20 protein-coding genes and 1 riboswitch are annotated in these 19,178 nt (G+C 73.9%); of the genes, 9 read left to right on the top strand and 11 right to left on the bottom strand.

What is annotated here, in order from left to right; genetic code table 11:
- Positions 1-183 precede the first annotated feature (183 nt).
- The 4 genes from thiE to Q0994_RS08425 form a co-directional block, all read right to left on the bottom strand.
- A complete protein-coding gene (thiE, locus tag Q0994_RS08440; protein ID WP_299531032.1) occupies positions 184-828 on the bottom strand; it encodes a thiamine phosphate synthase in 645 nt (214 codons plus the stop codon).
- Between the two features lie 78 nt (positions 829-906).
- Positions 907-1,272, bottom strand: a complete 366-nt coding sequence (locus tag Q0994_RS08435) for an Rv2175c family DNA-binding protein (RefSeq protein WP_299531029.1) — start codon at positions 1,270-1,272, stop codon at positions 907-909.
- 103 nt (positions 1,273-1,375) lie between these two features.
- Entirely contained in the window at positions 1,376-2,548 is a 1,173-nt protein-coding gene (locus tag Q0994_RS08430) for an NAD(P)/FAD-dependent oxidoreductase (protein ID WP_299531334.1), read from the bottom strand.
- A 97-nt stretch (positions 2,549-2,645) separates the two neighbouring features.
- Positions 2,646-2,987 carry a hypothetical protein gene (locus Q0994_RS08425; RefSeq protein WP_299531027.1) on the bottom strand — a complete coding sequence of 114 codons (342 nt, stop codon included), beginning with the start codon at positions 2,985-2,987 and terminating at the stop codon, positions 2,646-2,648.
- Between the two features lie 51 nt (positions 2,988-3,038).
- A riboswitch (TPP riboswitch) is annotated at positions 3,039-3,150 on the top strand.
- Here Q0994_RS08425 and thiO point away from each other — a divergent pair.
- The 6 genes from thiO to Q0994_RS08395 all read left to right on the top strand — a co-directional run bounded on the left by thiO (position 3,148) and on the right by Q0994_RS08395 (position 9,352).
- Positions 3,148-4,371 (top strand): glycine oxidase ThiO, encoded by a 1,224-nt coding sequence (gene thiO, locus Q0994_RS08420; RefSeq protein WP_299531025.1) that lies wholly within the window; start codon positions 3,148-3,150, stop codon positions 4,369-4,371. (Overlaps the previous riboswitch by 3 nt.)
- Complete coding sequence (gene thiS, locus Q0994_RS08415) at positions 4,368-4,607, top strand: sulfur carrier protein ThiS (protein WP_299531023.1); 240 nt, start codon at positions 4,368-4,370, stop codon at positions 4,605-4,607. Before thiO ends, thiS begins: the two co-directional genes overlap by 4 nt.
- 2 nt (positions 4,608-4,609) lie before the next feature.
- A complete protein-coding gene (locus Q0994_RS08410; RefSeq protein ID WP_299531021.1) occupies positions 4,610-5,413 on the top strand; it encodes a thiazole synthase in 804 nt (267 codons plus the stop codon).
- A gap of 98 nt (positions 5,414-5,511) precedes the next feature.
- On the top strand, positions 5,512-7,437 hold the full coding sequence (gene pknB, locus Q0994_RS08405; RefSeq protein ID WP_299531018.1) for a Stk1 family PASTA domain-containing Ser/Thr kinase: 1,926 nt from the start codon (positions 5,512-5,514) through the stop codon (positions 7,435-7,437).
- Between the two features lie 7 nt (positions 7,438-7,444).
- A complete protein-coding gene (locus tag Q0994_RS08400; protein WP_299531016.1) occupies positions 7,445-8,323 on the top strand; it encodes a deoxyribonuclease IV in 879 nt (292 codons plus the stop codon).
- A 105-nt stretch (positions 8,324-8,428) separates the two neighbouring features.
- Entirely contained in the window at positions 8,429-9,352 is a 924-nt protein-coding gene (locus Q0994_RS08395) for an LLM class F420-dependent oxidoreductase (RefSeq protein WP_299531015.1), read from the top strand.
- A gap of 49 nt (positions 9,353-9,401) precedes the next feature.
- Here the strand turns inward: Q0994_RS08395 and Q0994_RS08390 are convergent, their stop codons facing one another.
- The gene (locus Q0994_RS08390; protein ID WP_299531013.1) at positions 9,402-10,034 is read right to left on the bottom strand and encodes a sulfite oxidase-like oxidoreductase; all 633 of its coding nucleotides are present in this window, start codon (positions 10,032-10,034) and stop codon (positions 9,402-9,404) included.
- Between the two features lie 153 nt (positions 10,035-10,187).
- Between Q0994_RS08390 and bfr the strand changes: the two genes are divergently transcribed.
- Positions 10,188-10,667, top strand: a complete 480-nt coding sequence (bfr, locus tag Q0994_RS08385) for a bacterioferritin (protein WP_299531011.1) — start codon at positions 10,188-10,190, stop codon at positions 10,665-10,667.
- Between the two features lie 43 nt (positions 10,668-10,710).
- Here bfr and Q0994_RS08380 read toward each other — a convergent pair whose 3' ends face one another.
- Both Q0994_RS08380 and Q0994_RS08375 read right to left on the bottom strand, forming a co-directional pair.
- The gene (locus tag Q0994_RS08380) at positions 10,711-11,007 is read right to left on the bottom strand and encodes a bacterioferritin-associated ferredoxin (RefSeq protein ID WP_299531009.1); all 297 of its coding nucleotides are present in this window, start codon (positions 11,005-11,007) and stop codon (positions 10,711-10,713) included.
- Positions 11,008-11,177: 170 nt separating this feature from the next.
- Positions 11,178-12,530 (bottom strand): class II 3-deoxy-7-phosphoheptulonate synthase, encoded by a 1,353-nt coding sequence (locus Q0994_RS08375; RefSeq protein WP_299531006.1) that lies wholly within the window; start codon positions 12,528-12,530, stop codon positions 11,178-11,180.
- A 74-nt stretch (positions 12,531-12,604) separates the two neighbouring features.
- Here Q0994_RS08375 and Q0994_RS34140 point away from each other — a divergent pair, with 74 nt between their 5' ends.
- Together Q0994_RS34140 and Q0994_RS08370 are read left to right on the top strand one after the other, a co-directional pair.
- Complete coding sequence (locus tag Q0994_RS34140) at positions 12,605-12,730, top strand: trp operon leader peptide (RefSeq protein WP_363325536.1); 126 nt, start codon at positions 12,605-12,607, stop codon at positions 12,728-12,730.
- A gap of 95 nt (positions 12,731-12,825) precedes the next feature.
- Entirely contained in the window at positions 12,826-14,745 is a 1,920-nt protein-coding gene (locus Q0994_RS08370; protein ID WP_299531004.1) for an anthranilate synthase family protein, read from the top strand.
- An 82-nt stretch (positions 14,746-14,827) separates the two neighbouring features.
- Here Q0994_RS08370 and Q0994_RS08365 read toward each other — a convergent pair whose 3' ends face one another.
- The 4 genes from Q0994_RS08365 to Q0994_RS08350 all read right to left on the bottom strand — a co-directional run bounded on the left by Q0994_RS08365 (position 14,828) and on the right by Q0994_RS08350 (position 18,976).
- Complete coding sequence (locus Q0994_RS08365; protein WP_299531002.1) at positions 14,828-15,832, bottom strand: 2-hydroxyacid dehydrogenase; 1,005 nt, start codon at positions 15,830-15,832, stop codon at positions 14,828-14,830.
- Positions 15,833-15,962: 130 nt separating this feature from the next.
- Positions 15,963-16,658 carry a response regulator transcription factor gene (locus tag Q0994_RS08360; RefSeq protein WP_299531000.1) on the bottom strand — a complete coding sequence of 232 codons (696 nt, stop codon included), beginning with the start codon at positions 16,656-16,658 and terminating at the stop codon, positions 15,963-15,965.
- A complete protein-coding gene (locus Q0994_RS08355; protein ID WP_299530998.1) occupies positions 16,655-17,890 on the bottom strand; it encodes a MacS family sensor histidine kinase in 1,236 nt (411 codons plus the stop codon). The genes Q0994_RS08360 and Q0994_RS08355 overlap by 4 nt, the downstream gene beginning before the upstream one ends.
- Before the next feature lie 291 nt (positions 17,891-18,181).
- A complete protein-coding gene (locus Q0994_RS08350; protein ID WP_299530996.1) occupies positions 18,182-18,976 on the bottom strand; it encodes a 1-acyl-sn-glycerol-3-phosphate acyltransferase in 795 nt (264 codons plus the stop codon).
- Positions 18,977-19,178 lie beyond the last annotated feature (202 nt).

Genomic DNA, 19,178 nt, shown 5'->3' with positions numbered 1-19,178 from the left:
GAGCCCCCGGCCCAACCGAACCCATGTCGTTTGCCCGGATTGCGGTCATTCTTGTCCACGCCTCGGACAACCCGGCTCGTTACAGGACCTCGCGCGCCGGTCACCGCGGGTGACGGGCGCGGGTGACGGGCGCGGGTGACGGGTGGCGGAGGCGCACGGGAGACGACGGACGGGGGCGGGCTCTCAGCGCTCGCGCAGCCGCTTCGCCAGCGCGGCCGCGGCGGCCCCGGGATCGTCGGCCTCGGTGATCGCCCGTACGACGACGACGCGCCGCGCGCCGGCGTCCAGTACCTCGTCGAGGTTGCCCGCGTCGATGCCGCCGATGGCGAACCAGGGACGGGGCACGCCGAGCGAGGCGGCGTACCGCACGAGGCCGAGGCCGGGCGCGGCGCGGCCGGGCTTGGTCGGGGTCGGCCAGCAGGGTCCGGTGCAGAAGTAGTCGACGCCGGGCTGCGCCGCGGCGGCGTCCACCTCGGACTCGGAGTGGGTGGAGCGGCCCACCAGCACGTCGGGGCCGAGGATCGCGCGGGCGGAGGGCACCGGCAGGTCGCCCTGCCCCAGGTGCAGCACGTCCGCGCGGGCGGCGTGGGCCACGTCGGCCCGGTCGTTGACGGCGAGGAGCTTGCCGTGCCGGGCGCACGCCTCGGCGAAGACCGCGAGGTGTTCCAGTTCCTCGGCGGCCTCCATCCCCTTGTCACGGAGCTGGACGATGTCGACGCCGCCGGAGAGGACCGCGTCCAGGAACCCGGGCAGGTCGCCCTGGCGCCTGCGGGCGTCCGTGCAGAGGTAGAGCCGGGCGTCGGCGAGCTGCGAGCGCGGTGCGGGCATGGCGGTGTCCCCCCAGATCAGTGCGGGCGCGGGCCGTGGGGATCACGGTCCGCGCCCGCGGGCGTGCCGGACGGTGGATCAGACGGCGAGCGCCTGGGCGCGGCGCTTCACCTCCGTCCCGCGATTCTCGCTCAGCGCCTGCGCGGGGGTGCCGGGCAGGCTCGGGTCGGGGGTGAAGAGCCACTCCAGCATCTCCTCGTCGGAGTAGCCGTCGTCGCGCAGCAGCGTGAGGGTCCCCGAGAGGCCCTTCACCACCTTGTCGCCGTCGATGAAGGCCGCGGGCACCTGGAGCGCGCGGTTCTCGCCACGGCGTACGGCGATGAGCTGGCCGTCCTTGACCAGCTGCCGCACACGCGTCACCTCGACGTCGAGCATTTCCGCGATGTCGGGGAGGTGGAGCCAGGCAGGGACAAGTGCATCGGTCTTCGCGTCAATCTGGGTCACGAGGACAAGCGTGCCATCCGGGACCGACAGCCGGAAGCCGGGCCCGACCGAACGAGGTCCTCCGGACGGGCCCCGGGGCGGTCGCGTCCGGGCGGGCGGGCCGTCAGAGCGCGGCGGATTTCAGCGGGACGCCGGGGTCGGCGATCCGGCCGGCGTCCACGGCGGCCCCGGAGGCGATCAGCTTGCGGCCCTGCGCCACGTCGCGCGGTCTGCCGACCGCCAGGACCGCCGTCAGTGCGTCGTCGCGCAGCCAGCAGACGGACCAGGCCGCTCCGGCGGGGTCGCCGCGCCGGACGAGGGTGTCCGCCGTGGTGTGGTGGCCCGCGTACTGCACGAACCGGCCGAACTGCTCGGACCAGAAGTAGGGCACCGGGTCGTGCACCGCGGGGGCGTCGCCGGGGGCGGCGAGGATTCCGGCGGCGACCGTGCGCGGTCCCTGGAGGGCGTTGTCCCAGTGGTGGACGAGCAGGCGCGCGCCGAACCGGCCCGACGGGAAGGAGGCGCAGTCGCCGACCGCGTACACGTCCTCGCGGGTGGTGCGCAGGGAGGCGTCGGCGGTGACCGATCCGTCCGGGCCGAGGGCGACGCCGGAACCGGCCAGCCAGCCGGTGGCGGGCCGCGCGCCGATCCCGGCCACGACCGCCCCGGCGGGCAGGACGCGGCCGTCCTCCAGGACCACGGCGCCGGGCTCGGCGCGGGCGACCCGGGCGCCGGTGAGCAGCCGGACGCCGCTGTCCGCGTACCAGTCGGCCATCGGGGCGGTGACCTCGGCGGGCAGGACTCCGGCGAGCGGGCGCGCGGCGGCCTCCACCACGGTGACCTCGCAGCCGGCGGCGCGGGCCGCGGTGGCGAACTCCGCCCCGATCCAGCCGGCGCCGACGACCACCACCTCGCGTCGCTCGTCCAGCACCGGCCGCAGCCGGGCCGCGTCGTCGGCGGTGCGCAGCAGATGGACGCCGGGTACGCCCTCGGCGCCGGGCAGGGCGAGGGGTTCGGCGCCGGTGGCGATCACCGCGACGTCGTACGGGACGGGGCCGTCGGCGGTCTCCACCCGCCGCAGCTCCGGGTGGAGGCCGCTCACCGACAGGCCGAGGCGCAGGTCGATGTCGAGGGCGGCGAAGTCGATGTCGAACGCGGAGTGCTCCGCCTCGCCGAGCAGCACCGCCTTGGAGAGCGGCGGCCGGTCGTACGGCTGGTGCGGTTCGGCGCCGATCAGGGTCACCGGGCCGGTGAAGCCGGCCTCGCGCAGGGCGACGGCGGTCCGCACGCCCGCCATCCCGGCCCCGACGATCACGACCCTTCGTCCGGGTCCGTCCGCCGCCCGCCGCTCCGTCTGTCCGTTCACCCCTCCACCCTACGCACCTGACGCCCCGTCAGTCCGCGAGCTCCTCGACCACGCTCGTCCCGCTGCCCTCGCGGGACTCCCACGCCCAGCTCTCCTCCAGCCGCAGCCGCCCGTCGGGCAGCGGGACGACGGTGGAGCGGCAGTGTCCCGAGGAGGTGGTGCCGTCGGTGCGCAGCTGCACGTAGCGGAAGTCGAGCAGGTCCCCGGAGCGGGTGCCGACGAGGTGGCCGCGCTCGACGTCCCCGCCGCAGTACTCGGCCCAGATCCGGCCGTCCCGTTCGTGGTACGTGAAGCGGGTGCCCGTCCCGACCTGGCCGGGAGCCTGGTCGGCGACCGGGGCGAGGACGAGTCCGTCGAGCGAACGGGCCATGGTGACCACTCCCTTACGGGGCCGGCGCGGGCGGGTTTAGGGTGGCCACCGTAAGACACACGCGGGAGTCCGGACGCACCGGGCTGAGAGGGAGGCTGGCGGCCTCCGACCGTACGAACCTGCTCCGGGTCATGCCGGCGGAGGGAGGGGCTGAAGAGGCGTGCGCACCGAACGGAACGACAGCGGGCGGGCGGCCGGGCGGCCCGTGGCCGGGTACGACGTCCTGGTCGTCGGCGGCGGGATCATCGGGCTGGTGACCGCGTGGCGGGCCGCGCAGCGCGGGCTGCGCTGCGCGGTGGCCGACCCGGAACCGGGCGGCGGGGCCGCGCTGACGGCGGCCGGGATGCTGGCCGCGGTCACCGAACTCCACCACGGCGAGGAGACGCTGCTCGGGCTCAGCCTCGTCTCGGCCGCGCGCTACCCGGCGTTCGCCGCCGAGCTGGAGGAGGCGAGCGGCCGGGACATCGGCTTCCGCGCCTGCGGCACCCTGGCGGTGGCACTGGACTCCGACGACCGGGCCCAGTTGCGCGAGCAGCACGCCCTGCAGACGCGCGCCGGCCTGGACGCGCAGTGGCTGACCGGCCGCGAGTGCCGCCGGCTCGAACCGATGCTGGCGCCGGGCGTGCGCGGCGGGCTGCGGGTCGACGGCGACCACCAGGTGGACCCGCGGCGGCTGGTGGCCGCGCTGCTCGTCGCCTGCGAGCGGGCCGGGGTGGCCTTCCACCGGAGCCTCGCCGCGCGGCTGACCGTGACCGGGGGCCGGGCCGCCGGCACCGAGCAGGCGGACGGCTCCCGGATCGCGGCCGGACAGGTCGTGCTGGCGGGCGGCAGCCTCAGCGGCCGCCTGGCCGGTGTGCCGCCGGAGGTCGCGGTGCCGGTCCGCCCGGTCAAGGGCCAGGTGGTGCGGCTGACGGTGCCTCCCCGCAACGCGCCCTTCCTCAGCCGGACCGTGCGCGCGGTGGTGCGGGGCGGTGCGCTCTACCTGGTGCCGCGCGAGAACGGCGAGCTGGTCGTCGGCGCCACCAGCGAGGAGATGGGCTGGGACACCACGGTGACGGCGGGCGGGGTGTACGAACTGCTCCGCGACGCCCACGAACTGGTGCCGGGCATCACCGAACTCCCGCTCGTGGAGACCCGCGCCGGGCTGCGGCCCGCCTCGCCGGACCACGCCCCGCTGCTCGGCCCGACCGCGCTGCCCGGCCTCCACCTCGCCACCGGCCACCACCGCAACGGGGTGCTGCTCACCCCGGTCACCGGCGACGTCATGGCGCACGTGCTGACCACCGGGGACCTGCCCGAGGAGGCCCGGCCCTTCACCCCGGCCCGGTTCCCCGCGCCCCCTGCTCCCGCTCTCGCTCCCGCACTCCAGGAGACCCCCGCATGACCGACCCGTCCCACGCCCCGGCCGCCGCCCCGCCCGTGACCGTCTACGTGAACGGCGCCGGCCGCGCCGTCCCCGCGGCGACCACGCTGGAGACGCTGGTGGCGGAGCTGACCACCGCGCCCCGCGGGGTCGCCGCCGCCCTCAACGAGGACGTGGTGCCGCGCGGCCGGTGGGCCGCCACCCCCCTCGCCGAGGGCGACCGGGTCGAAGTGCTGACCGCCGTACAGGGAGGCTGACGATGCCGGACGGCCCCGACGACCTCTTCGCGCTGGGCGGCGAGACGTTCACCTCGCGGCTCGTCATGGGCACCGGCGGCGCGCCCTCGCTCGACGTGCTGGAACGGGCGCTGGCCGCCTCCGGGACCGAGCTGACGACCGTCGCGATGCGCCGCCTCGACCCGACCGTGCAGGGCTCGGTCCTCTCCGTGCTGGAGCGGCGCTCGATCCGGGTGCTGCCGAACACGGCCGGCTGCTACACCGCCGGCGAGGCGGTGCTGACCGCCCGGCTCGCCCGCGAGGCGCTCGGCACCGACTGGGTGAAGCTCGAGGTGGTGGCGGACGAGCGGACCCTGCTGCCGGACCCGGTCGAGCTGCTGGACGCGGCCGAGATCCTGGTGGACGACGGGTTCACCGTGCTGCCGTACACCAACGACGACCCGGTGCTGGCCCGGAAGCTGGAGGACGTGGGGTGCGCGGCGATCATGCCGCTGGGCTCGCCCATCGGCTCCGGCCTCGGCATCCGCAACCCGCACAACTTCCAGCTCATCGTGGAGCGCGCCGGGGTGCCGGTGATCCTCGACGCGGGCGCCGGGACCGCCTCGGACGCGGCGCTCGCCATGGAGCTGGGGTGCGCGGCGGTGATGCTGGCGTCGGCGGTGACGCGGGCGCGGGAGCCGGAGCTGATGGCGGCGGCGATGCGGCACGCGGTGGAGGCCGGCCGGCTGGCCCGCCGGGCGGGCCGCATCCCGCGCCGCCACTTCGCCGAGGCGTCCTCGCCCAGCGAGGGGCTGGCCCGTCTGGACCCGGAGCGGCCGGCGTTCTGACGCGCGCCCCGCGGCGCACTGTCACGGCCGCGCTGCGATACGGCACCGGGCCCGCTCGGGCCGTCGGGCGTGTCGGTGGCGGCTCGTAGACTCGTCGGGTGGACACGACCCTCCAGGACCCGCTCGTCGGACGGCTGCTCGACGGCCGCTACCGCGTCGAGGCGCGCATCGCCGTGGGCGGCATGGCCACGGTCTACCGGGCCGTGGACACCCGCCTCGACCGGGTGCTCGCCCTCAAGGTGATGCACCCGGCCCTCGCCGCGGACGCCGCCTTCGTCGAGCGGTTCATCCGCGAGGCCAAGTCGGTGGCCCGGCTCTCCCACCCGAACGTGGTGGCGGTCTTCGACCAGGGCGCCCAGGGCGCGTACGTCTATCTGGCGATGGAGTACGTCGCCGGCTGCACCCTGCGGGACGTGCTGCGGGAGCGCGGCGCGCTGCGGCCCCGGGCCGCCCTCGACATTTTGGAGCCGGTGCTGGCCGCGCTCGGCGCCGCGCACCTGGCCGGCTTCGTGCACCGGGACATGAAGCCGGAGAACGTCCTGATAGGGGACGACGGCCGGGTCAAGGTCGCCGACTTCGGCCTGGTGCGGGCGGTCGGGACCGCCACCGACACCACCGGCTCGCTGCTGGGGACCGTCTCCTACCTCGCCCCGGAGCAGATCGAGAACGGCAGCGTGGACCCCCGCGCCGACGTGTACGCCTGCGGCGTGATGCTGTACGAGATGCTGACCGGCGCCAAACCGCACACCGGGGAGAACGCCGCCCAGGTCATCTACCGCCACCTCCACCAGGACGTGCCCGCCCCGTCCGCCCTCGTCCCCGGTCTGCCGGTGGCGCTGGACTCCCTGGTGGCGGGGGCCACCGCGCGGGACGCGGAGCTGCGGCCCCGGGACGCGGTCGGCCTGCTGGCGCTGACCCGCGAGGCGCGCGCGGAGCTGACCGACGCGCAGCTGGACGCCGAACCGCCGCTGTCCCGCCCCGACACGAGCGGCAGGGCCGGGGACCGCACCAGCGTGCTGCCGCGCCCCCATGGTGACGGCGTCGGGACGACGCACCGCACCAGCCGGCTGGAGATGACCGCGCCGCCGTCCGGTCCCGGACCGGCCGCCGTGCGGCGGGGCGCGGCGTTCCGCGGTCCGCGCCGGGGCCTGTACTCGGTGGTGACCGCGCTGCTGCTGGTGCTGGGCGTCGGCACCGGCGTCTGGTACATCAACTCCGGCCAGTTCACCCATGTCCCGTCGTTGCTGGGGCAGACCCAGCGGGCGGCCGAGCAGCGGATCGAGGACGCGGGGCTCGGGCTGGAGGGGGTCGACCGGAAGTACAGCGACACCGTGGAGCGCGGCTCGGTGATGGACAGCGATCCGGCCTCCGGCGACCGCGTCCGCAAGAACGGCGCGGTCCGGCTGGTGGTCTCGCGCGGCCCGGAGATCGTGCGGGTCCCCGACGTGGGGGGCGTCACGCTCGCCGAGGCCCGCAAGGCGCTGAAGGAGGCGGGGCTGTCCCCCGGCATGGTGACCCGCGAGTTCAGCGAGGACATCGGCCGCGGCGAGGTGATCCGCACCGACCCGGAGGCGGGGACCGACCGGCATCCCGACTCGGCCGTGGCGCTGGTCGTGAGCAAGGGCGCTCCGGTGGACGTCCCGGACGTCACCGGGCTCTCCGCGGACGAGGCGACCGCCGCCCTGGAGTCCGAGGGGCTGAAGGCCCGGGTCCGCCCCGCCCGCGTCCACTCCGCCGAGCCGGCCGGGGCCGTCGCGAAGCAGTCGCCCGGTTCCGGGGCCGAGGCGGAGGAGGGCACCACGATCGAGCTGACGCTCTCCGAGGGGCCGCGCATGATCGAGGTGCCCGACGTGACCGGCAAGGACGTGGACGAGGCGCGCGCTCTGCTGGAGGACGCGGGCTTCGAGGTCGAGGTGGACCGTCCGTTCCTCTCGTTCACCGACACCGTCGCCGAGCAGTCCGTCGCGGCCGGCGAGCGCGCGGTGGAGGGTTCCACCCTCACCCTCACGACCAAGGGGCTGTGACCGCACCGTGAGCACCGCGCAGAAACGCAATCCGGTGGGCGGCCACGTCCCCGTGGCCGGCGGGCTGGCCAAGGTCGGCCTGTCCTACGCCCGGGAGTTGGCGGCCGAGGCGGTGCAGGTCTTCGTCGCCAACCCGCGCGGCTGGGCCACTCCGGCCGGCAACCCCGCCCAGGACGAGCTGTTCCGCTCGGAGTGCGCGGCCCGGTCCCTGCCCGCCTACGTCCACGCCCCCTACCTCATCAACTTCGGATCGCACACTCCGGCGACGGTGGAGAAGTCGGTGGAGTCGCTGCGCCACTCGCTGCGCCGGGCCCGTGCCATAGGCGCGCTCGGCGTGGTGGTGCACACGGGTTCGGCGACCGGCGGGCGCCCGCGCGAGGAGGCGCTGGCGCAGGTCCGCGCCCGTCTGCTGCCGCTCCTGGACGAGCTGACGCACGACGACGACCCGGATCTGCTGCTGGAGTCGACGGCCGGCCAGGGCTCCTCGCTCTGCTCCCGGACCTGGGACTTCGGCCCGTACTTCGAGGCGCTGGACTTCCACCCGAAGCTGGGCGTCTGCCTGGACACCTGCCACATGTACGCGGCCGGTCACGACCTGGCGGAGCCCGGGGGCGCCCACCGGACGCTGGACCTGCTGGTGGAGACCGTCGGCGAGGGGCGGCTGAAGCTGATCCACGCCAACGACTCCAAGGACGTCGCGGGCGCGCACAAGGACCGGCACGAGAACATCGGCGCGGGCCGCATCGGAGCCGGTCCGTTCGGTGACCTGTTCACGCACCCGGCGACGGCCGGGGTGCCGCTGATCATCGAGACGCCCGGCGGCACCGAGGGGCACGCGGCGGACGTGGCCCGGCTCAAGGAGCTGCGGGCGGCGGCGAAGGCGTAGCGGGCGGTCCCGCGTCGTACGCGCGGTGGCCGCGTACACATGACTGACAGACAGCCGTCACACGGGACCGGAATGCGCGGCGGCGCACCGCTGGTTTTTCCTGACATGACAACAGGAGTGGCACTCAACGCGGCCGATGCCGGCAACCAGGTCGACGCCTCCGTACGGCTCGCCCGCCAGGCGGCGGACGCCGGACTGCGGTCGGTCTGGTTCGGACAGACCTTCGGCGCGGACTCGCCCCAGCTCGCGGCGCTCGTCGGACGGGCGGTGCCCGGTCTGCACGTGGGGACCTCGGCGATCCCGGTCTTCGGTCGCCATCCCCTGCTGGTGTCCAGCCAGGCGCAGACCGCCCAGGCGGCCACGCACGGCCGGTACCACCTCGGACTGGCCCTCGGCACCAAGCTGCTGACCGAGGCGGGGTTCGGCATCCCCTACGAACGGCCCATCGCGCGCCTGCGTGAATTCCTCACCGCGCTCAGGGAGTTGACGCAGACCGGCTCGGCCGACTTCCACGGTGAACTGCTCACCGCGACGACTCCGGTCTCCGGGCGCGTGCCCGGCGCCGAGGGCGGCGTTCCGTTGCTCGTCGCCGCGATGGGCCCGCAGGCGCTGCGTGTCAGCGGTGAGCTGGCGGACGGGATCCTGCCGTACCTGGCCGGGCCGCGAGCACTGGAGGAGCACATCGTCCCGGCGGTCACCGCGGCGGCCGAGGCCGCGGGCCGGCCGGCGCCCCGGATCGTCGCCCTGGTGCACGGCGTGGTCACCGACGACGTCGGTCCCGTGCGGGAGAAGGCCGCCGAGCAGCTCGCGTTCTACGAGCAGTTCCCGTCCTACGCCCGCGTCATCGGGCTGTCCGGCGGCCGGCGGGCCGTCGACGTGGCCGCCATCGGCGACGAGCGGGCGGTCACGGCCGAGGTACGGCGCTACCGGGACGCCGGTGCGACGGAGGTGGTGTTCTCGGGCACGGAGACCGCCGGAGACGCGGACCGGCTCCGCACCTGGGCACTGCTCGGGGAGCTGGCCGGCTGATCCGGCCGCGCCCGGCGCAGCGCGTGACGCGCGGGCCGGGTCCCGGGCCTCAGAGTTCGGGACCGTCCCCCGGCGTCTCCTGGTACGAGTAGCGCTGCTCGCTCCAGGGGTCGCCGATGTTGTGGTAGCCGCGCTCCTCCCAGAAGCCGCGGCGGTCCGCCGTCATGTACTCGATGCCCCGGACCCACTTGGGCCCCTTCCAGGCGTACAGGTGCGGCACGACCAGGCGGAGCGGGAAGCCGTGCTCGGCGGTGAGCAGTTCGCCGTCCTTGTGGGTGGCGAAAAGGGTGCGCGGGGAGGCGAAGTCGGTCAGCCGGAGATTCGACGAGAAACCGTATTCGGCCCACACCATGACGTGCGTGACGTCCTCGGCGGGCGGTGCGAGATCAAGGACGACCGAGGCGGGGACCCCGCCCCATTCGGCGCCGATCATGGAGAATTTCGTGACGCAGTGGAGATCACCGACGACCGTGGTGAACGGCAGGCCGGAGAACTCGCGGTGGTTCCAGCAGTGCTTGTCGCCGTCGGCGGTCGCGCCGAAGACTCGGAACTCCCACCGCTCGGGTTTGAATTTCGGCACCGGGCCGTAATGGGTCACCGGCCAGCCGCGCTGCAGCCGCTGCCCCGGCGGAAGCTCGGACGGCTCTGATTCGCGGTGTTCCCGGCTTTCCGGCTGACCCATGCCTCCATGGTGACAGACGGGCGGGGATGGTGGTGACCAGGGGAGATCCGATCCGGACAACTCCGAGTAAGCATGTACTTACTGGACGCTTGCTCCGCGGCGGTGCGAAGATGCGCGCATCTCACCCGCCCACCGCTGGAAGGAGCCTCTGCGATGCAGGGCGACCCCGAGGTCATCGAGTTCCTGAACGAGCAGCTCACCGCCGAATTGACCGCGATCAATCAGTACTTCCTGCACGCGAAGATGCAGGAGAATTTCGGCTGGACCAAGCTCGCGAAATACACCAGGGCCGAGTCCTTCGACGAGATGAAGCACGCGGAGATCCTCACGGACCGCATTCTCTTCCTCGACGGTCTGCCGAACTACCAGCGCCTCTTCCACGTGCGGGTGGGCCAGACGGTGACGGAGATGTTCCAGGCGGACCGCCAGGTGGAGGTCGAGGCGATCGACCGGCTGAAGCGCGGCATCGAGGTGATGCGCACCAAGGGCGACATCACCTCGGCCAACATCTTCGAGTCGATCCTGGAGGACGAGGAGCACCACATCGACTACCTCGACACCCAGCTCGAACTGGTGGAGAAGCTCGGGGAGCCGCTGTACATCGCCCAGCTCATCGAGCAGCCGGAGAGCTGATCCGCGACGGCCGGGAGGCCCTGCGAGGGCTGCCGGAAGCTCGTCAGGCGGCTTCGGGCAGGACCACCGGGGCGGTCGGCGACAGCGGCGGCACGGCGGTCGCGGGTGCGGCGACCGGTTCGGCGCCACTCAGGGAGTCCGCGGGGTCCTTGCGGGACTCCAGCAGCTGCCGCCGCGGGCAGTCGCCCCGGCCCAGCAGTGCCTGGATGCGCCGCACGCAGCCACCGCAGTCGGTACCGGCCTTGCAGGCGGAGGCGATCTGCCGGGGGGTGCCCAGTCCGGCTTCCGCGTGCTGCTTGACCTGCTGCTCGGTGATGCCGAAGCAGGAGCAGACGTACATGCGGATCCACCTCCGGCAGGACGGTTCGGGCGGCTCACCCGAGGTCGTCATCGGTGAGGTAACCCTAACCTTACCCATGGGCAGGCGTACCGAAAAGCCCCCCTACGGCCGGTGGGGCACGGATCACATCGATCCGTGCCCCACCGGTACGTGCCGGTACGTCCTCGCGCCTACTGGTCCCGGTACATCTCGGCGACCAGGAAGGCCAGGTCCAGCGACTGGCTGCGGTTGAGCCGCGGGTCGCAGGCCGTCTCGTAGCGCTGGTGCAGGTCGTCCACGAAGATCTCGTGGCCGCCGCCCACGCACTCGGTGACGTCGTCACCGGTGAGCTCGACGTGGATGCCGCCCGGGTGCGTGCCGAGCGCCTTGTGGACCTCGAAGAAGCCCTTGACCTCGTCCAGGATGTCGTCGAAGCGGCGTGTCTTGTGGCCGGAGGCGGCCTCGAAGGTGTTGCCGTGCATCGGGTCGGTGATCCAGACGACCTGGGCGCCGGACGCGGTGACCTTCTCGACGAGGTCGGGGAGCTTGTCGCGGACCTTGTCGGCACCCATGCGGGCGATGAAGGTCAGCCGGCCCGGCTCGCGCTCGGGGTCGAGGCGGTCGATGTAGCCGAGCGCCTCGTCGACGGTGGTCGTCGGGCCGAGCTTGATCCCGATGGGGTTGCGGATCCGCGAGGCGAACTCGATGTGCGCACCGTCCATCTGGCGGGTGCGCTCACCGATCCAGACCATGTGGCCGGAGGTGTCGTACAGCTCGCCGGTGCGCGAGTCGACGCGGGTCAGCGACGACTCGTAGTCCAGCAGCAGGCCCTCGTGCGAGGCGTAGAACTCCACCGCCTTGAACTCGGCCGGGTCGACGCCGCACGCCGACATGAAGTTCATCGCGTTGTCGATCTCGCGGGCCAGCGCCTCGTAACGCTGCCCCGACGGGGAGGACTTCACGAAGTCCTGGTTCCAGGCGTGCACCTGGCGCAGGTCGGCGTAACCACCGGTGGTGAAGGCGCGGACGAGGTTCAGCGTGGAGGCGGACGCGTGGTACATCTGCTTCAGCCGCTGCGGGTCCGGGATGCGCGCGGCCTCGGTGAAGTCGAAGCCGTTGACGGAGTCGCCGCGGTACGTCGGCAGGGTCACGCCGTCGCGGGTCTCGGTCGGCTTGGAGCGCGGCTTGCTGTACTGACCGGCGATCCGGCCCACCTTGACGACCGGCACGGAGGCCGCGTACGTCAGGACGGCGCTCATCTGCAGGAGCGTCTTGAGCTTGGCGCGGATGTGGTCGGCGGACACGGCGTCGAAGGCCTCGGCGCAGTCGCCGCCCTGGAGCAGGAACGCCTCGCCCTTGGCGACGGCTCCCAGCCGGGCGCGCAGTTGGTCGCACTCGCCGGCGAAGACGAGCGGAGGATACGACGCGAGGTCCGCGAGTACGTCGCGCAGGGCCTCGGAGTCGGGGTACTCGGGCTGCTGCGCCGCGGGCAGGTCTCGCCAGGTGTTGCCACCGGCGACGGGGGTATGGGCGTTCACGGTCACGCACACCACACTACGGGGTCACGGGAAGCGTCCTTCCGTGCGCTCAAAGGTTGAGACGCGCGCTCGGATGCCGGATGCGGCGGTCCGGAAAACGGCTCCCGGCATCGGTCCGGGACGCGCGGCGATCCGCTACAGTCGTCCCCATGTTCGCGCAGACGACCCAGAACTGGTGGTGGACCGCTCATCCGGCGGCCCGCTGAATCATCGCGCGTACAGACATCGCGAAGGCCGCCCGAGGGGCGGCCTTCTCTGCGTTTCCGGAGCCGTTCCTCCTCCCGAGAGGACCCCGTTCCGCATGACCGATCTCACGTCCCCCGCCCCCCGTACGCCCACCGCCCGAGCGCTGGTGGCGCGGCTGCTGCGGGACGACTGCCCGCCCTTCGCCCTGCTGCGGCGGCGCGCCCCCGGCCACGATCACGACACCGTCGAGGTGCTGATCGGCGGCGTCCGGGAGGTGGGGCTCCTCGCCGACCTGCCGGTGCGCGAGCGGCCCTCGCTGGCCCTGGTGCCGTTCCGCCAGATCGCCGAGCGCGGATTCGACGTCCGCGACGACGGCACGCCGCTGGCGGTGCTGGAGGCCGACGAGTTCCACGCGCTGCCGCTGGACGAGGTGCTGGCCGCGCTGCCCACGCACGAGGTGACGGTCGAGGGCGGCGCGTTCGACGTCCCCGACGAGACGTACGCGCGGACCGTCGAGCGGGTGATCACGGACGAGATCGGCACCGGCGAGGGCGCCAACTTCGTGGTCCGCCGCACCTTCCGGGGCGAGATCCCCGGCTTTCGCCGGGGAGACGCGCTGGCCCTGTTCCGGAGACTGCTGGACGGCGAGCGGGGCGCGTACTGGACGTTCGTCGTGCACACCGGCGCCGGCGGCCGGACGCTGGTGGGCGCCAGCCCGGAGGTGCACGTGCGGATGTCCGGCGGCACGGTGGTGATGAACCCGATCAGCGGCACCTACCGCTATCCCGCCGGGGGCCCGACCGCAGAGAGCCTGCTGGCGTTCCTCGGCGACCGCAAGGAGACCGAGGAGCTCTCCATGGTGGTCGACGAGGAACTGAAGATGATGTGCACCGTCGGCGACCGGGGCGGCGTGGTGATCGGCCCCCGGCTGAAGGAGATGGCGCACCTCGCGCACACCGAGTACGAACTGCGCGGGCGGTCCTCGCTCGACGTGCGGGAGGTGCTGCGGGAGACGATGTTCGCCGCGACGGTCACCGGCTCCCCCGTCCAGAACGCCTGCCGCGTCATCGAGCGGTACGAGGACGGCGGGCGCGGCTACTACGCGGGCGCGCTGGCCCTGCTGGGCCGGGACGCGAGCGGCGCGCAGACCCTCGACTCGCCGATCCTCATCCGGACCGCCGACATCTCGGCCGCCGGGCGGCTCGCGGTGGCGGTCGGCGCGACCCTGGTGCGCCACTCGGACCCGCTGAGCGAGGTCGCCGAGACGCACGCGAAGGCGGCCGGGGTGCTGGCGGCGCTCGGGGTGCGGCCGGGCCGCCGGCCCGGGGAGCGGACCGGGCCCGCGCTGGCCGCCGACCCCCGGGTCCGGGCCGCGCTGGACGGGCGGCGCGGGGGTCTCGCGCCGTTCTGGCTGCGGATGCAGGAGCGCGAGGCGCGGTTGTCCGGGCACGCGCTGATGGTGGACGGCGAGGACACCTTCACCGCGATGCTGGCGCATCTGCTGCGGATGTCGGGGCTGGAGGTGACGGTCCGCCGGTACGACGCGCCGGGGCTGCGGGACGAGGTGCGCGGGCACCGGGGGCCGGTGGTGCTGGGTCCCGGCCCCGGGAATCCGGGCGACCCGGCCGACCCGAAGATGCGGCTGCTGCGCGGGCTCGCGGCCGAGCTGGTCCGCGACCACCGGCACGGGCTGCTGGGCGTCTGCCTCGGCCATGAGCTGATCGCGGCCGAACTGGGTCTGGAGGTGGTGCGCAAGGCGGTGCCGTACCAGGGGGCGCAGACCACGATCGACCTGTTCGGCCGGCCGGAGACGGTCGGCTTCTACAACAGTTTCACGGCCCGCTGCGACGCGGGCGGGGCGGACCGGCTGGCCGCGCGGGGTGTCGGGGTGAGCCGGGACGCGGCGACCGGCGAACTGCACGCGCTGCGCGGCGACGGCTTCGCCTCGGTGCAGTTCCACCCGGAGTCGGTGCTGACGCTGAACGGCGCGTCGATCGTCGCCGAGCTGCTGGCGGCCCTGCCGGTGGCGGGCTGAGCGGGTCGCGCGGGCCGTGCGGCCGGGGAGCGGGGCGCCGGGACGGGGATGCCGGGACGCGGTCCCGGCCCCCGGCCGCCGGTCAGCCCCGTTGGGCCGCCGGGACCAGGACGTTCTCGCTCCGGCGGCCGGCCTGCCAGTCGTCGACGTTGCGCACGGTCGCCGCGATGATCTGCCCGACCGCGTCCTCGGTGTAGTACGCCTGGTGGGAGGTGACGATGACGTTCGGGAAGGTCACCAGCCGGGCGAGGGTGTCGTCGTCCACGACCTCCAGCGACTTGTCCAGGAAGAAGAGACCCGCCTCGGCCTCGTAGACGTCGAGTCCGACGCCGAGGAAGCGGCCGGCCCGCAGCTCCTGGACGAGGGCGCTCGTGTCGATCAGGCCGCCGCGGCTGGAGTTCACCAGGATCGCGTCGTCCTTCATCGCGGCCAGCGCGTCCTTGTCGATGATGTGCTGGGTCGAGGGCAGCAGCGGCACGTGCAGGCTGACCAGGTCCGCCTCGGCGAACAGCCGCTCCTTCTCCACGTACTCCATGCCGAGTTCGAGGCAGGCGGGGTTCTGCGCGACGTCCCAGCCGAGCAGCTTCATGCCGAAGCCGTGGGCGATCCGGGTGAAGGCCTCGCCGATCTTGCCGGTGCCGAGGACGCCGACCGTGCGGCCGTGCATGTCCCGGCCGAGCAGGCCGTCGAGCCGGAAGTCGAAGTCCCGGGTGCGGCCGGCCGCCCGGATGACCCGGCGGTTGACCGCCATGGCCAGGGTCCAGGCGAACTCGGCGACGGAGTAGGGGGAGTAGGAGGAGACCCGGGCGACCCGCAGGGCGAGCCGCTCGGCCACGTCCAGGTCGATGTTGTTGAAGCCGGTGGAGCGCTGGGCGATCAGCTGGGTGCCGCCGGCCGCCAGGGTCTGCAGCACCGGGCCGCTCAGGTCGGCGTTGACACTGGTCAGCACCACCTCGTAGCCGGCGGCGATGGGGGCGGTGTCCCGGTTGAGGAAGACGTCGAGGCACCGCACCCGGTGCTTGCCCGAGAACGCCTTCTCGATCAGCGGCTTCTCGTCCGCCTGGACCCCGAACGCCAAGATTTCCACGACTGCTCCCATCGGGTCGAGCCTTGCTGCTGCGGGTCGATCGAAGCGAACATTACACCGCTATGTCCGGTTCTATGCTGGGCGGAAAGTCGCCCGCCGCACCGGCGGACGGCCCCTGTCCGGGCACCCCTCAGACGTCGTCCAGACCCCGTTCGATGGCGTACCGGACGAGCTCCACCCGGTTGTGCAGCTGCAGTTTCCCGAGGGTGTTCTGTACATGGTTCTGGACCGTGCGGTGCGAGATGACCAGCCGCTCCGCGATCTGCTTGTACGACAGCCCCTTGGCGACCAGCCGCAGCACCTCGGTCTCCCGGTCGGTGAGGCGCGGCGCCTTCGGCTCGTCCGGGGCGGCCGGCGCCGGGTCGGAGGCCAGCCGTCGGTACTCCCCGAGGACCAGCCCGGCCAGTCCGGGGGTGAAGACGGGGTCGCCGACGGCGGTGGAGCGTACGGCCTCGGTCAGCTCCTGCGTGCTGGCCGACTTCAGCAGGTAGCCGGTGGCCCCGGACTTCACCGCCTCCAGGACGTCGGCGTGCTCACCGCTGGCGGAGAGCACCAGGACGCGCAGGCCCGGCAGCAGCCCCACCAGTTCCTTGCAGACCTGGGCGCCGGGCATGCCGGGCAGATTCAGATCGAGGACCAGCACGTCCGGGTGGACGGCCTTGGCCCGGCGCACCGCCTGCGGGCCGTCGCCCGCCGTCGCCACCACGTCGAAGCCGGATTCCGCCAGGTCGCGGGCGACCGCGTCCCGCCACATCGGGTGGTCGTCCACCACCATCACCCGCACCGGCGGACGGCCGGTCTCCTGTGCCTGCTCGTGCGTACTCATCGTGCCGATCCTGCCTTCCCCCGCCGTGCCTTCGGAACCTTCAACTCCACCTCGGTGCCCTGTCCGGGCACCGACACCCACTCCGCCGTCCCGCCGAGATCGCGCAGCCGCCCCCGGATGGAGAGCGCGACGCCGAGCCGGCCCTCGCCCTCGGCCTGGGCGAGCCGCCCCTCCGGGATGCCGGGCCCGTCGTCCCGGACCGTCACGACGACCTCGTCGGGCTCGTCCTCGACCAGGATCCAGGCCCGCGCGTCCGGTCCGGCGTGCGCCCGGACGTTGTCCAGGGCCGCTCCGACCGCCGCGGCGATCTCCCGCGCCGCCGCCGAGGGCAGCGGCACCGGGGTGCCGGGCCCGGCGAAGCTGGTCCGGGGCCCGGCGTGCGGGGCGAGCAGCGCCCGCAGGTCGCACTCTCCCGCGCCGTCCTCGTCCCCGCCGGGCTCGGGACCGACCTCCACGACGCGGACCACCGCGCCCCGGGAGGCGTCCTCCGAGACGCGGGTGGGCGGCACCAGACCGCTGGAGACCAGGGTGCGCAGCGCGATCTCCTGCTCCCCCGCCAGCCGGCCCAGCTCCGCGGCCTCGCCGCCGAGCGCGTTCCCCCGGCGCTGCACCATGGCCAGCACCTGGAGGACGCCGTCGTGGATGTCGCGGGCGAGCCGCTCGCGCTCCCGGGTGGCGGCCTCGATCTCCAGGGCGCGGGCCAGGGTGCGTTCACTGGCCCGCGCGACCTCGACGACGTACCCGATGGCGATGGAGGCGAGCCAGACCAGCAGCACGTTGTGGAAGGTGTCGCGGCTGGCCTCGCCGCGCTCGACGATGTTGGCGACGGCGACGAAGGTCGACGCGAACGCCGCCCACCGCCAGCCGCCCTTGAGCGCCCAGGCGAGCACCGCGCCCGCCGTCCAGATCGACGGGAGGGTCGAGCCGTCCATGTGCCGGGCGTCGAGGTCGGCGACCGGGGTCAGCAGTATCCCGGTGAGCGCGACCACCAGGTCCGCGCCGAGGAAGCGCCGGGTGCAGCTCGCGGCGGAGGCCACCCGGGGCAGGGTGGCCAGGGTCCAGAGGGTCAGGAAGCCGAGGAACGCGGCGGCCACCCAGGGGCGTTCGTACTCGCCGCGGCCGAAGCCCGCCAGCAGCAGGGCGTACCCCACGGTGAGCACGCGGTACGCCGACAGCGCCCGCCACATCGGCTGCTCCACCGACATGCGTACGACGCGTTCGCGTGCCGCCATCTCCCCCACCTCCGGTCCGGGCCGCCCGGCCCGGCCGCTCCACCCGGCAGCCTACGGCTCCGGGGGCGGGCCGCCGTCGCACGGCTCCCCCCGCAACGACGCGCGCCGCACGCGGAACGTTCCGCTCCGGCGTGCCCCGGACCGCCGGGCGGTGTACCCGGGACCGTCGGGTGAGCGGTGGAGCGGACCCGGACGGGGGCCGGGCGCGCGGCCCTGTCCGGTGGCCGGCGCGGACGGGGCCGGGCGCGGGCGGAGGACCGGCGCGGGCGAGGGCCGGCGCGGGCGGGGCCCCTATCCGGCGGCCGGTGCGGACGGGCCGGTCTCGCGGGCCTCCGCCCCGCTGCCCGTCCCCGTCCCGCTCCAGGACTCCGCCGCGCCGCCCGCCTCCGCCGCTCTCCGCGCCTCTTCCGCGATCCGGCGCTTGGCGGCGGTGGCGTAGACGTCCACGTACTCCTGGCCGGACAGCTTCATCAGCTCGTACATCACCTCGTCGGTGAGCGAACGCTGGATGAAGCGGTCCTGGTCCATGCCCTCGTAGCGGCGGAAGTCCAGCGGGCGGCCGATCCGGATGCCCGGACGCATCAGCTTGGGCACCACCCGGCCCGGCGGCTGGATCTTGTCGGTGCCGATCATGGCGACCGGGATCACCGGGGCGCCGGTGGCCAGCGCGATCCGGGCGAGACCGCCCGGCTTGCCCCGGTAGAGGCGGCCGTCCGGGGAGCGGGTGCCCTCGGGATAGATGCCGAACAGGCCGCCCTCCTCCAGCACCTTGACGCCCGCCCGGACCGCGGCCTCCCCCGCGCCGCGCGCCCCGGACCGGTCCACCGGCAGTTGGCCGATGCCCTTGAAGAAGGCCGCCGTCAGCCGGCCCCTCACCCCGGGCGAGGTGAAGTACTCGTCCTTGGCGATGAAGACGACCTTGCGGTCGAGCACCGCCGGCAGGAAGAAGGAGTCCGAGAACGAGAGGTGGTTGCCGGCCAAAATCGCCGGGCCGGTGGCCGGAACGTTCTCCAGCCCTTCCACCCACGGCCGGAAGGCGGCCTTCAGCGTGGAGCCGAGGACGAGTTTCGTCGCTCCGTAGATCAACCCGGGCCTCCTGTGTGCCGTCGGACCGCACTGGTCCGTCCTGTCCGCCGCCCCGCGGCACGGGCCGTGCGACGGGGGCCGGGATGCGGGACGGCCCTGGTCGGTGTCGGCCCGGTCGCGTACGGTGAAGTCATCCCTTTCGCAGGTGCCCGCGCGCTCCCCGAACAAGCCTCCGGCGCTCTCCGCGCCTCTCCGGACTCGT

The sequence above is a fragment of the uncultured Streptomyces sp. genome (assembly GCF_947488945.1).
In the GTDB taxonomy this organism is placed as follows: domain Bacteria; phylum Actinomycetota; class Actinomycetes; order Streptomycetales; family Streptomycetaceae; genus Streptomyces.
The sequence above is the reverse complement of the archived record's forward strand: the minus strand, read 5'-3'. Positions and strand labels throughout refer to the sequence as shown.